Source organism: Rhizobium sp. MHM7A, assembly GCF_005862215.1.
In the GTDB taxonomy this organism is placed as follows: Bacteria; Pseudomonadota; Alphaproteobacteria; order Rhizobiales; family Rhizobiaceae; genus Rhizobium; species Rhizobium bangladeshense.
This window is the reverse complement of sequence record NZ_VCHT01000013.1, coordinates 155,244-168,018: the sequence shown is the minus strand read 5'-3', so window position 1 is coordinate 168,018 and position 12,775 is coordinate 155,244. Positions and strand designations below refer to the sequence as shown.

Sequence of the window (12,775 nt, the reverse complement as noted above, 5' to 3'; positions counted from 1 at the left end):
ACACCTTAACGGAGTTTCGATCGATGACAACAGGATGGAAGGGCGTATTTCCCGCCGTAACGACGCAGTTCAACGAAGACCTTTCCGTGGACCTTTCCGCAACCCAGCGCGTTCAGGACGCGCTCGTCAACGACGGCGTCAACGGGCTGATCGTCATGGGCACATGCGGTGAAAACAACTCGCTCGATCCCGATGAGAAGCGCACCATCCTGAAAGCCGCCGTCGAGGTCGTCAATGGCCGCGTTCCCGTCGTCACCGGCGTCTCCGAATTCGATACTCGCCGCGCCGTCGCCTATGCCCGCGATGCCGAAAAGCTCGGCGCCGACGGCCTGATGCTGCTGCCGGCCATGGTCTACGTGCCGAAGCCGGAAGAGCTGATCGCGCATTTCCGGACCGTCGCCGAGGCGACGTCGCTGCCGATCATGCTCTACAACAATCCGCCCGCCTACCGCGTCAACATCGGCGTCGACGTGCTGAAGGTGCTTGCCGACGTTCCAAACATCAAGGCGGTCAAGGAAAGCGCGCCTGATCCGCGCCGCTTCACCGATCTCATCAACGCCTTCGGCGACCGCTTCGATATCTTCGCCGGCCTCGATGACGTTGCGCTAGAAGGCCTGATGCTCGGCGCCAAGGGCTGGGTCTCCGGCCTGACCAGCGCCTTCCCGGAGGAATCCGTGCAGCTCGTTGCTGCGGCCGAACGCGGCGACTGGGAAGAGGCCCGCAGGATCTACCGCTGGTTCATGCCGCTTCTGCATCTCGACGCCGAGCATGACCTCGTGCAGTCGATCAAGCTCGCCGAGCAGATCATGGGCCGCGGCTCCGAACGGGTCCGCATGCCGCGCCTGCCGCTTTCGGGGGCACGGCGCACCGAAGTCACCGCCATGGTCGAGAAGGCTGCCGCGACGCGGCCCACGAAACTAGGCAAGGCCGCCTGAGACTGCGAGGCCGGCAGCCCGCAACGGCAGCCGGCCTTGCCATTTCTGGGGCTATGTGCCTGGAGCGTTGCCGGAGCGAGTGAGGCTGTTGCGGCTGACCAGCGACGGTATCTGGAAAATATGCTCGGCGCCTGTGCGGCCCTCTATCCTCGAAATCAGCGTCCGGGTGGCGACCTGACCGAGCTCCCTGCCCGACTGATCGATGCTTGCGAGATTGACGAGGCCAAGTGCTGCGGTCGACGAATTGTCATAGCCGACGACAGCAAGATCTTCCGGCACACGCACGCCCATCTCCATCGCCAGGCTGAGCAGCGTGATGGCATCAAGATCGCTCCAACAGAAGACGGCGCGCGGCCTGTTTTTTCGTGACAGGAATTTCCGCATCGTTTCTTCCCGCTTTGGCGGAGCGATCGGGATCTTGGTGATCGGCGCAGACGAGCCGAGCCCGCCGCGCTGCATTGCCCGGCGGAAGCCGATCTCACGCTGGCGGACGACGGAAACCTGATGCCCCTCGCGCTCGCCGAGGCTCAGCATTTCGATGTCGCGATAGCCGCAGGCAAGCAGAGCTTCCACCGCAATCTCCGCCCCGCGCTGGTCGTCGGCATTGACGGTGTCGAAGGCCGTGGCGCCGGCATCGTGGTAACCAACCGCGACAATCGGTATCTCCACCGCGAATTTTGCGATGATCTCAGAGGGCAGGCGCGGCGCAACCAGGATCAGGCCGTCCATCTTGTAGTCGATCATCGATTCGATCAACGACGTCTCCAGCTGCACGCGCGCATCGCTGACGCCGATCATCGCCTGATAGTGCGAAGGGGCCAGCACGCCGTTGACGCCGGCGATCACCTCGGGAAGGAAGGGATTGCGGATATCGATCAGCAGCACGCCGATGGTGAAACTGCGGCCCCGCAGCCCCCGCGCCGCCCGTGAAGGCCGGTATCCGAGCGCCTCGATGGCCTCCGTCACCTTTGCGCGCAGCGCTTCGCTGACGCCATAGGCGTTTCGCATCACCTTGGAAACGGCGGCCACCGATACGCCCGCATGCGTTGCCACTGTCCGGATCGTCACGCGATCATTGCGTTGCAGTCTTTGTTTGTCTTCGATCGACATGAAATCTCTGGGCTTACTCTGCGGGCCGTCAACGATCGCCCGTAACCACCATGGCAGAGTGGCGACGAAATTTCTATTGCGCTTCCGAAAAAAATGTAGAACGTTATATGGAGAACGTTCTACAAATGACCGGGAGGACTTGATGAACTTTCAGCCGACAGCCATCGACGGCAATCTCGTTTCGCGCGCCTGGTCGGGAGAGATGATCGCGCCGCTGTCGGACGGCGGCCAGGGAACGCCCGCGAGCTTCGTCTCCAAGACCTTCGATCACGATGGCACCGGGCTTCCGGTCGAACTCTTCATCTCCGCCCTCGGCCTCTACCGCTGCTTCATCAACGGCGCCCGCGTCGGCGCCGACCTGCTGACGCCGGGCTGGACGAATTACGACGATCGCATCGCCTATCAGCGATATGCTGTCTCGAACCTGCTCAAGCCGGGCTTCAACCGCATCGAAATCTGGCTTGCCGACGGATGGTACCGCTCACCTTTGATGTGGGGCGCCAAGGCGATCCCGAACTGCTGGGGCGACAGGATCGGCGCCATCGCCGATCTGGTCGGCCCTGGCGGCGTCATTCTTTCCACCGACACCACCTGGCGTAGCGGCCTCCTGCCGATCCGGAAATCGGGGATCTATTTCGGCGAGATCTATGATGCCCGCCAGGAAAATCTCAACGAGTCCCATGGCACGGAAAGTCTGCCGTTCGACAGAACGCTGCTGCTCGTCGCGCATGAAACCGCGGCGGTGCAGGAGCTGCCGCCGCTTGCCCCGATCGAAAGCTGGACCGACGATGACGGCAGGACCGTCTATGATTTTGGCCAGAATGCTGGCGGCTATGTCAGATACACGGTCCGGGGTGTTGCCGGCGCCGAAGTGCAGGTGGAGCATTCGGAAGTGCTCGGCCCCGACCGTCATTTCGACAATCGCAATTATCGCACGGCGGCGGCGCACACCCTCTACACGCTACGCGGCGACGGCGACGAGACCTATGCGCCGCATTTCACCTTTCACGGCTTCCGGTATGCCCGAGTGACGGTCAAGGGCGATGCGAAAATCCTCGCCATCGCATCCGTCCCGATCTCCTCGGTGCCTGAGCCCGCGGGCGGCTTCACCTCGGGCAATGCGCTCGTCAATCGTCTCGTCGAGAACACCATCTGGTCGCAGCGCGCCAATTTCATCGAAGTGCCCACGGATTGCCCGCAGCGCGACGAACGCCTGGGCTGGACGGGCGACGCCCAGGTCTTTGCCGCAACCGCATGCTGGCTGAGCGACAGCCGGTCCTTCCTCAGGAAATACCTGCGGGATGTGATGGCCGACCAGCGCCAGGACGGCGCCATTTCGCATTTTTCGCCGGACCCAACGCGACTGCACCCCGGTAATTTCCCGGGCTATGCCGGCTCGACCGGCTGGGGCGATGCGATCGTCGTGATCCCGTGGGTGCTCTACACCCATTACGGTGACCGGGCCGTTCTTTCGGAGTGCCTGGATTCGATGGTGCGCTGGGTCGATTTCGTCTGGTCCATCTCGAACGGCCCGATCGTCCGTCCGCCCTCGCACTGGGGCGCCCGCGGCTTTACCTTCGGCGACTGGCTGCAGCCGGTCGGCGATAACAGAAAGCCGCGCCCGACAATCGCCGACGACTGCGCGGCCACCCTCTACCACTTCATCTCGACGGATCTTCTGGCGAAGATCGCCGGCATTCTCGGCGAGCATGGGCTCGAAGAGCAGATGGAAAGCCGCGCCGATCAGATCCGGCTGGCCTTTGCCAACGAGTTCATCACGCCGGCGGGGCGGCTCGCCCATAATGACCAGACATCCTATGCACTGGCTTTCCTCTATGATCTGATACCGGCGGAGCATCAGCAAGCCGCCCGGCTACATTTCCGGAAGGTGATCATTGACGCCGACTACAAGATCGGCACCGGTTTCATCGGCACGCCTGCCCTTTTGCCGGCCCTGACGAAGCTCGGAATGGACGACCTCGCCGAAAAGGTCTTCCTGCAGGAGGACGTGCCGGGCTGGCTCTACCAGGTGTCCAAGGGGGCGACGACGATCTGGGAGCGCTGGGATTCCATGGCGCCCGACGGCACCATCTACGAACCCGATATGAACAGCTACAATCATTATGCCTATGGCGCCGTCTGCCAATGGCTGTTCGAATGTGTCGCCGGCATTTCGCCGAGCCCGGAGGCGCCCGGATTTGCCGAGGTGATCGTCGATCCCGCGCCGATCGCGTCGCTTTCTCCGGTTTCAGCCTATCACGATATCAGCCAGGGGCGCATAGACGTCGGCTGGGCCTGCGCCGGCAGCGAGGTCACCTATGTGCTGACGCTTCCGGAGGGCTGCGTCGGCCGCTTCCGGCCCGGCGGCCGGCACCGGAACCCGTCGCTCAATGGGGAGCCCGTCATCGAGGAGGCGATTCTTCCCCCGGGCACGCACCGGCTGGTCTTTTCCCTACCCGATTACTGAGGAGCATATAGGTCACACCGTTCAGAGGAGGAACGTCATGACACATCGGATAAGGCTCATTCTCGCGGGCGCGTTCACGCTTGTTGCGCTGGCAGCGGCTAACCCGTCGCATGCGGAAACCACGCTGTCATTCCTGATCGACAACAGTCCCGATACTGTCGCGGCCGCCGAGGCACTGGTTGCTGCTTACCAGGCCAAGGCGCCCGACGTGACCATCGAAATCGAACAGCGGCCGGGCGGCGGCGAAGGCGACAATATCGTCAAGACGCGTCTGGCGACGGGTGAGATGCCAGACGTGTTCCTCTATAATTCCGGCTCGCTGCTGCAGGCGCTGAAGCCTGCTCAGACGCTCGTGGACCTCAGCAGCCTTTCGTCTCAGGCAAAGGTGAATGAAGGTTTCAAATCCGTCGTCCGCGCCGAAGATAAGCTTTACGGCGTTCCCTTCGGCACGGCGATGGCGGGCGGGATCCTCTATAACAGAAAGATCTACCAGGACCTCGGCCTCTCCGTCCCGAAAACATGGGCGGAGTTCATGGCGAACAATGAAAAGGTCAAGGCTGCGGGCAAAGTCGCCGTCGCACAAACCTATCGCGACACCTGGACCTCGCAACTCTTCGTGCTGGCCGACTATTATAATCTGCATGCCGCAGTGCCGAACTTCGCCTCCGACTATACCGCCAACAAGGCGAAATATGCCGAGACGCCGGCGGCCATGAAAGGTTTCGAGCGGTTGAAGGATGTTCACGATGCCGGCCTGATGAACGAGGACTTCGGCGCGGCAAGTTATGACGACGGGTTGAGAATGGTCGCGACCGGCGAGGCGGCGCACTATCCGATGCTGACCTTCGCAGTCGGCGTGTTGAAACAGAATTATCCCGAAAACCTCGGCGATGTCGGTTTCTTTGCCCAGCCGAGCGACGATGCCGCGGTCAATGGCCTGACGGTGTGGATGCCGCCCGCGCTCTACATTCCCGCTGCCAGCCAGCATATCGAAGAAGCGAAGAAGTTCGTGGATTTCGCCGGAGGCGTCGAGGGCTGCAAGATCATGGTCGACACCAACACCGTTCAGGGGCCTTCGCTTGTCGATGGCTGCGATCTGCCCGCCGATGTGCCTCCTGTCGTCAAGGACATGCTCCCTTACTTCGAGACCGAGGGCAAGACGACGCCGGCGCTGGAATTCGTATCGCCGGTCAAGGGGCCGTCACTCGAACAGATCACCGTCGAAGTCGGCTCGGGCATCCGCCAGCCCGCCGACGCGGCGAAACTCTATGATGACGATGTGCGCAAACAGGCCAAGCAGCTCGGCCTGCCCAATTGGTAGCGGCCCTGCGGGCCACCCGACCTCGCTCCTGATGGAGCGAGGTTCCTCCCGCTCGAAGAGGTAGTCATGATCGAGACACGCCCCCGCTCGCGCAAATCGCCCTACCCGCTGTGGTTTTTCATTCCGGCTGCCATCGTATACGGCGTGCTGTTTCTGGTTCCTACGGTCTCTTCTCTCTGGTTCAGCCTGACGCGCTGGGATCTTTCGACGGCGCAATTCATTGGGCTCGAAAACTTTCAGCAGTTCTTCTCCGAGCCGTTCCTGATAAAGGGACTTATCAATACTCTGATCTATGCCGTGACGACGTCCGGGCTCAAGACGGTCTGCGGGCTGCTGCTGGCCGTGCTCCTGACCGGGAATATCTTCGCCCGCGGCTTCTTAAGAACGCTGGTCTTCTTCCCGGTCCTGGTCTCGACGATCGGCATTGGCATTACCTTCGCGGTGATGATGCATCCGACGAAGGGCATCATCAATGTCACGCTGGAAACGCTCGGCATCCCGGGGCCGGGATGGCTGACCAACCCGGCGCTCGCGCTTTTCTCCGTCGCCTTGGTCGACGTCTGGAAGGGTGTCGGCCTTGCCACCCTGATCTTCATTGCCGGTCTGGCTGCGATCAGTCCCGACTATTACGAGGCCGCCAGGATCGATGGCGCCACGCGGCTCCAGCAATTCTTCCGGATCACCCTGCCTCTCGTGCGCCCGGCCACCGTCATCGTCGTGACATTGTCGCTGATCGGCGGGCTGCGTTCCTTCGATCTCATATGGGCCATGACGCGCGGCGGACCTGGTTTCTCCTCCGATGTGATCGCCTCGGTCATCTATAAGCAGTACCAGGCTGGTTTTTATGGCCTGTCGACGGCCGGAAACGTCATTCTGTTCGGGCTGATTGCCGTAATCATTCTGCCATTCACCCTATGGTTCAACCGGCGCGAGGTCGAGGAATGAGAAGCGTCCGACCCTATGTAACGGGCGCGATAGCCCTTGCCGTCGCGGCAGTCATCTTCGTCATGCCTTTCGTCTTCGTCGCTCTCCAGGCGGTCAAATCCAAATCGGAAGCCTCCCGCCTCGACTTCGAACTCCCGGAGCACTGGCTGTTCTGGGATAATATCGTCGCCGTTTTCAAGGCGCGCGACTATCAGCTCGTGCTAGCCTATTTCAATTCGACGCTGATCACGGTCGTTTCCGTCACGATCCTGATCCTCCTGTCGGCAATGGTCGGATATGTCATGCAGCGCCGCAATACGGCCTGGAACCGTGTGGCCTTCGTTGCACTGTTCATGGGGCTGATGATGCCGCCGGCCGTTGTTCCCACTATCGGCCTCCTGCAGGACATCGGCCTCTTCAAGACCATGACCGGGATGATCCTGATCCAGGTCGCCTATAATCTTTCCTTTTCGATCCTGCTCTACCGCTCGTTCATCTCGACCATCCCGCGCGATCTCGACGAGGCGGCGCTGATCGACGGCGCCAAGCCGCGTCAGATCTTCTTCCGGGTGGTGCTGCCGCTTCTGAAGCCGGTGACCGTGACCAATATCGTCGTCCAGTCGATCGCAATCTTCAACGACTTCACCAATCCGCTCTACTACCTTCCCGGCAAGGAGAACGTCACGGTGCAGCTGACGCTCTATAATTTCCAGAGCATGTATTCGAGCCAGTACAATCTGCTCTTCATGAACATCCTCCTCGTGACGATCCCGCCGCTGATCGTCTTCATTTTCTTCAACCGCCAGATCGTCGCGGGCATGACGGCGGGCGGAGTAAAAGGGTAGCAGAATGGCTGAGCTCACTCTCAAACAGGTTCGCAAGAGCTTCGGCGCGCTCGAGGTCATCAAAGGGGTCGATCTTGAAGTTGCCTCCGGCGAATTCGTCGTATTCGTCGGCCCTTCGGGATGCGGAAAGTCGACGCTGCTGCGCATCATCGCCGGCCTCGAAGAGACGACTTCGGGTAGGCTGACCATCAGCGGCAAGGACGTGACCTATGCCGAACCTTCCGAGCGGGGCATCGCCATGGTGTTCCAGAGCTACGCGCTCTACCCGCATATGACGGTTGCCGAGAATATCGGCTTCGGGCTTTCGCTCGCCGGCCGCCCGAAGGCCGAGATCGCCGCCAAAGTGGCGGCGACTGCCGAAACGCTGCAGCTCAGCCACCTCCTGCAGCGCAAGCCGAAAGCGCTCTCCGGCGGCCAGCGGCAGCGCGTCGCCATCGGCCGGGCGATCGTGCGCGATCCCAAGGTCTTCCTGTTCGACGAGCCGCTCTCCAACCTGGACGCTTCGCTCAGAGCCCAGATGCGCCTTGAGATTTCGGAGCTCCACGCCCGGCTGAAATCGACGATGATCTATGTCACCCACGACCAGGTCGAAGCCATGACGATGGCCGACAAGATCGTCGTTTTGAACGGCGGCACCGTCGAGCAGGTCGGCAGCCCGATGGAGCTCTACCGCAATCCCGCCACGCCCTTCGTCGCCGGCTTCATCGGCAGCCCGAGGATGAACCTCTATGGCGGCGAGACGGCACGGCGAATGAACTGCACGACCTACGGGATCCGGCCGGAACATATCAGGCTTTCGCAAGGCACCGGCCGGTGGCAGGGCAGGATTCGGCATGTGGAACGGCTCGGCGCCGATGCGATCCTCTATCTCGACGTTACCGAACTCGGCGAGATGGTCGTGCGCGCCGAAGGCGAGACGCCGTTTGCGCCCGGCATGACGGTCTGGGCAAATCCGGTCGAGGGAGCGGAGCACCGGTTTTGAGGAGTGCGCATGCCGCGATATCGAACCGATTGCGCGGGACCAAAATCTTGTGCTTCTTTCCGCCCGCTCGTGCCAGCCGATGTCAGGCGAGAAGACGGGCGGGCTGGCCTTGGCGGATTACCAGTTCGACCGCCTGTTTGTCGAAAGACACGAAACTTTCGCCGCCTAGCCATGCTCCCTCATGGGCAATCACGCCGTCGGCGAAATCGCCGCCCGCTTCCAGCACCGCCAGTCCTGCTTCAACCGCGGGGCGGTTCATTGCCACATTGCCGGCATTGAGCAGATCTTGAATTGTCTGTGCAACATCTTCCTTCGATAGCTTGGCTCCTCGACGCAGTATCCAGACTAGCTCGCAGAGGCTCGTTAGAGAAACCGCGACCAGCGATGCCTGTCTGAGAAGTTTTGCCGCAGCCTCCCCCTGCTCCGCATCATCCTGCAGGACTGCCCGCGCAAGAATATTGGTATCGACCGAGACCTTCATTCCTCGCCGGCCCAGCCCGAGGCGGCGATTTCGTTCATCTCTTCAATCGTCAACGGCTTTTTCGTCCTGCCGGCATGCCGGCCGATGAAATTATCGATCGTCCCCGCCGGACGAGCAGCCTTTACCCTCAGCTCACCGCCCGGAAGCTTGTCGAATTCAATTCGATCCCCGGGCTTGACACCAAGATGCGTCAGTAAATCCCGTCTCAGCGTGATTTGCCCTTTCATTGTCACCGCAAGGGAAGGCATGGAAAATCTCCTATCTCAAATCAAGATAAAAGTAATGGATTTTTTACTTACAATCAAGTTTCGAGCACTGTCTTGTTGGCCCCGTGACTCACTCAGAACCGGCCGGGACGCAGCGGCGTCAGGTCGATGATGGGGCGTTGTCCCGCCACAAGCTGCGAAACGAGGTAGCCTGTCAACGCAGACAGCGTCAGACCGAGATGGCCGTGGCCGAAGGCATAGGTAATGCGGGGCAGGCGGCGGGAAGCGCCGATAACGGGAAGCGAATCCGGCATGGAGGGACGAAAACCGAGCCATTCGTCGTCGCCGTCTCCAGCCCTCGGCAGCAGTTTTTTCACGCCTTCGCGTATCATTGCAGTCCGCTTCGTGTTCAGCGGAGCGGCAAGGCCGCCAAGCTCGACCGTTCCCGCGGCGCGCAACCCGTCCGCCATCGGCACCATATAGAAGCCGTGTTCTGGATAGCAGACCGGGCGCGACAGCAGATCGCCCGCTTCCGGGAACAGGACGTGGTAGCCTCGCTCCGTATCGAGCAGAACACGGTCGCCTGCCAGTGCTGCGAGCTTGCGGGAATGGGCGCCGGCGGCCACGATGGCGTGGTCGGCAAGGATTGCCTTGTCCTCCGTCCTGAGGCCGATACTCTCATTGTGCGGCTCGATTGCCGAAACTTCGCCGCGGATGATTCCTCCGCCGCCGTTTACCAGCGCCTCCGCCAGTGCGAAGGCGAGCTGCCTGGGGCTGGAAAACACATAAGCGTCACGGAACAATACGCCCTTGTGGTAGAGCGGCGCGAGATTGGGCTCCATGCTCTGGATAGCCACGCGGTCCAGCCTGTCCATCGCGACGCCATGGTGTTCGCGCAGCGCGTTTTCGGCATCGGCCGCCCGGAATTGCGCCTCCGTCTTGTAGAGATAGAGGCAGCCGTTATGCCGCTTCAACCTTTCGGCGCCTGCCTGTGTCACCAGTGGTTGCCAGGCGGCATCGGCATGGGAAAGCAGCTCCGCCAGCATGCAGATCGAGCGCTACGAAATCGGAAAGCGGATGAGCCAGACCGTGATCTACGGCGGCTTTGTCTTCCTCGCGGGTCAGGTCGCCATCGACGCGCCGGGTTCGTCCGTCCGCGAACAGACGACTAACATCCTGGCGCGGATCACCCGGCTTCTGGAAAGCGCCGGCAGCGATCCGACACGAATCCTGAGCGCGACCATCTGGCTTGCGCATATGTCCGGCTTCGAAGAGATGAACGCTGCCTGGGACGCCTGGGTGCCATCGGGCCATGCGCCGGCTCGCGCAACGGTCGAAGCAAGACTTGCGGCATCGGAATTCGCGGTGGAAATCGACATTATCGCAGCGGCCGGCAACTGACCGGCGAAGCTTCCCGGAGCGACGGGCGCGGGAGGCAAGGAGCAACCTCCGACCTCGTCACGAGAATTTCGCCCGCCTGGTTGACGAAGACCGGCAGTTGCAAAGCCGTGACACTCGCCAACAACCGTCCGAAGGGATGCCGGGCAACTTGCCTTTGTATAATTTAGCCTTTAAGGACGCCCCAACTCCAAAGGCGCAGGGGCTGAACCAGCATGTCACATAACCAGACCACTACTTCGGAGCTTGGCGTGACGGCCAGCGATCTCGATCGCTATTTCACATTTCTACGCCATGTTCTTGTGAATGCAGCGGCGTCGCGGCAGGGTAGCAAAGACCTGGATTATGCAACTGCTATGAGTGAGGCCATGCAACTCGCCCGTGCGACCCATGAGGCCGGCCGGAAGATCATCTTCATCGGTAACGGCGGCAGCGCGGCCATTGCCAGCCATATGGCCACGGACTACTCCAAGAATGGCGGACTCCGCGCCATGGCGATGAACGACGGGGCGACACTGACCTGCCTCTCTAATGACCTCGGTTATGAAAACGTCTTCGCAAAGCAGATCGAAATGCATGCGAATGAAGGCGATCTGCTGGTTGCGATCAGCAGTTCAGGCAAATCGGAAAGCATCACCAAGGCCGTCCGCACCGCCCGCGAAAAAGGCGGTGCCGTTATCACCTTGAGCGGCTTCGCTCCTGGCAACCCGTTGCGCTCGCTCGGCGATCTGAATTTCTACGTCGCTTCCGATCAATATGGCTATGTGGAAATTGCCCATCTGGCGATTTGCCACGCCATATTGGATTTTTCCTGCGGCCTCGTCCCGCCCAGCCTTTCCTGAGAGCCTTATCACGCGCATGAGTTTCCCCCACATCCATGATCCGGAACTGTCGCTCCTTACCCCCGACGACGACGTCGCCGACCCAGAGGTAACCATCCTCGTCCCTTCACTCAACGAGGAGTTGACCATTGGAACTTTCGTCGATTGGTGCCGTCAAGGCATCGCCGCAAGTGGTGCAGCGGTCGAAATCCTTATTGTCGACAGTTCGACCGATCGCACCCCCGAAATCGCGCGTGAGAGGGGCGCGCGCGTGTTGCGGACGCCGAAGCGCGGCTTGGGCAGAGCCTATATCGACGCCATTCCCTTCGTCCGGGGCAAATTCATCATCATGGGCGATGCGGACTGCACCTATGATTTTCGCCAGATAGCACCCTTCATCGAGGCCTTCCGGAAGGGATCTGAATTCGTCATGGGCTCGCGGTTCAAGGGCTCGATCGAGGATAATGCGATGCCGCCGCTGCATCGCTATTTCGGCACGCCGCTGACGACGTGGATTCTCAATCGCATGTTTGGCAGCCGCTTTTCCGATATCCATTGTGGCATGCGCGGCATCAGCGTCGATGCGCTGCTGCGCATGGATCTCCGCTCGCAAGGCTGGGAATACGCGTCTGAAATGGTGCTGAAGTCAGTCCATATGGAGCTTGCGACGACCGAGGTGCCGATTCATTTCCTGAAGGATCCTGAAGGCCGGCTCAGCCATATGAAGCGCCGAGGCTGGATGGAACCCTGGCGCGCGGGCTGGCGCAATCTGCAGGCGATGTTTGTCTACGGGTTCGATTTCTTTTTGATTTGGCCGGGCCTTCTGCTTCTCACCCTCGGCTTGATCATGATGTTGCCGCTGCTCGCCGGACCTATGTCCGTAGCAGGCGTACGATTCTCGTCGAATGCCATGCTGTTCGCGATGGCTCTGGCCGTCCTGGGTCAATCAATGCTAGTTTCAGCAGCCATCGGTCGCGTCATTTTTGACTATTCGGGACATGTACAGCCTCGCCTCGAGGGGCTCCTTCCCTACAATGCAACAATATGGGGATCTGTTGTCGCCGTTCTGGCAGGCGTCTTGCTGGCGGTTCCGCTCTTCGATTCCTATGTCGGGAACGGATACGTGCTGCCTGAGATCGGCATCGAGACCAACTGGGCCGTCTTCGGTTTGTGGCTCATCATCACGGCGTTCCAGATATTTATATCCGGGCTCATGATACGTGCGCTCGGGGTCATGCTGCCCGTCAAAAAGCCTGCGCCGCCTCTCGCGGGATAACAGCGACGA

Annotated in this window: 12 protein-coding genes and 1 pseudogene; 9 read left to right on the top strand and 4 right to left on the bottom strand. The window is 60.9% G+C overall.

Annotated features, from left to right (window positions below; genetic code table 11):
- Positions 1-23 precede the first annotated feature (23 nt).
- Entirely contained in the window at positions 24-935 is a 912-nt protein-coding gene (locus tag FFR93_RS31405; RefSeq protein WP_064709391.1) for a dihydrodipicolinate synthase family protein, read from the top strand.
- Between the two features lie 51 nt (positions 936-986).
- Here the strand turns inward: FFR93_RS31405 and FFR93_RS31400 are convergent, their stop codons facing one another.
- Positions 987-2,045 (bottom strand): LacI family DNA-binding transcriptional regulator, encoded by a 1,059-nt coding sequence (locus tag FFR93_RS31400; RefSeq protein WP_064709390.1) that lies wholly within the window; start codon positions 2,043-2,045, stop codon positions 987-989.
- Positions 2,046-2,187: 142 nt separating this feature from the next.
- Between FFR93_RS31400 and FFR93_RS31395 the strand changes: the two genes are divergently transcribed.
- The 5 genes from FFR93_RS31395 (at position 2,188) to ugpC (ending at position 8,584) form a co-directional block, all read left to right on the top strand.
- Positions 2,188-4,512: an alpha-L-rhamnosidase gene (locus tag FFR93_RS31395; protein WP_138396059.1), complete on the top strand. Its 2,325-nt coding sequence runs from the start codon at positions 2,188-2,190 to the stop codon at positions 4,510-4,512.
- 37 nt (positions 4,513-4,549) lie between these two features.
- Positions 4,550-5,833, top strand: a complete 1,284-nt coding sequence (locus FFR93_RS31390; protein ID WP_138396058.1) for an extracellular solute-binding protein — start codon at positions 4,550-4,552, stop codon at positions 5,831-5,833.
- A gap of 66 nt (positions 5,834-5,899) precedes the next feature.
- Positions 5,900-6,778 carry a sugar ABC transporter permease gene (locus FFR93_RS31385; protein ID WP_138396057.1) on the top strand — a complete coding sequence of 293 codons (879 nt, stop codon included), beginning with the start codon at positions 5,900-5,902 and terminating at the stop codon, positions 6,776-6,778.
- On the top strand, positions 6,775-7,602 hold the full coding sequence (locus FFR93_RS31380; RefSeq protein ID WP_138396056.1) for a carbohydrate ABC transporter permease: 828 nt from the start codon (positions 6,775-6,777) through the stop codon (positions 7,600-7,602). The genes FFR93_RS31385 and FFR93_RS31380 overlap by 4 nt, the downstream gene beginning before the upstream one ends.
- A gap of 4 nt (positions 7,603-7,606) precedes the next feature.
- Positions 7,607-8,584, top strand: coding sequence for a sn-glycerol-3-phosphate ABC transporter ATP-binding protein UgpC (gene ugpC / locus FFR93_RS31375; RefSeq protein WP_138396055.1), 978 nt, complete (start codon positions 7,607-7,609; stop codon positions 8,582-8,584).
- An 82-nt stretch (positions 8,585-8,666) separates the two neighbouring features.
- On the opposite strand, the gene FFR93_RS31370 is transcribed toward ugpC, so the two are convergent.
- The 3 genes and pseudogenes from FFR93_RS31370 to FFR93_RS31360 form a co-directional block, all read right to left on the bottom strand.
- On the bottom strand, positions 8,667-9,065 hold the full coding sequence (locus FFR93_RS31370) for a type II toxin-antitoxin system VapC family toxin (RefSeq protein WP_064712986.1): 399 nt from the start codon (positions 9,063-9,065) through the stop codon (positions 8,667-8,669).
- Entirely contained in the window at positions 9,062-9,313 is a 252-nt protein-coding gene (locus FFR93_RS31365; protein ID WP_064712985.1) for an AbrB/MazE/SpoVT family DNA-binding domain-containing protein, read from the bottom strand. The genes FFR93_RS31370 and FFR93_RS31365 overlap by 4 nt, the downstream gene beginning before the upstream one ends.
- 92 nt (positions 9,314-9,405) lie before the next feature.
- Positions 9,406-10,314, bottom strand: a pseudogene (locus FFR93_RS31360) (FAD-binding oxidoreductase); the annotation flags it as partial.
- A gap of 1 nt (position 10,315) precedes the next feature.
- On the opposite strand from FFR93_RS31360, the gene FFR93_RS31355 reads away from it, so the two are divergent.
- From FFR93_RS31355 to FFR93_RS31345, 3 genes are all read left to right on the top strand, one after another.
- The gene (locus tag FFR93_RS31355; protein WP_138396054.1) at positions 10,316-10,672 is read left to right on the top strand and encodes a RidA family protein; all 357 of its coding nucleotides are present in this window, start codon (positions 10,316-10,318) and stop codon (positions 10,670-10,672) included.
- A 212-nt stretch (positions 10,673-10,884) separates the two neighbouring features.
- The gene (locus FFR93_RS31350; RefSeq protein WP_138396053.1) at positions 10,885-11,511 is read left to right on the top strand and encodes an SIS domain-containing protein; all 627 of its coding nucleotides are present in this window, start codon (positions 10,885-10,887) and stop codon (positions 11,509-11,511) included.
- Between the two features lie 16 nt (positions 11,512-11,527).
- Positions 11,528-12,766, top strand: coding sequence for a glycosyltransferase family 2 protein (locus tag FFR93_RS31345; protein WP_138396052.1), 1,239 nt, complete (start codon positions 11,528-11,530; stop codon positions 12,764-12,766).
- Positions 12,767-12,775 lie beyond the last annotated feature (9 nt).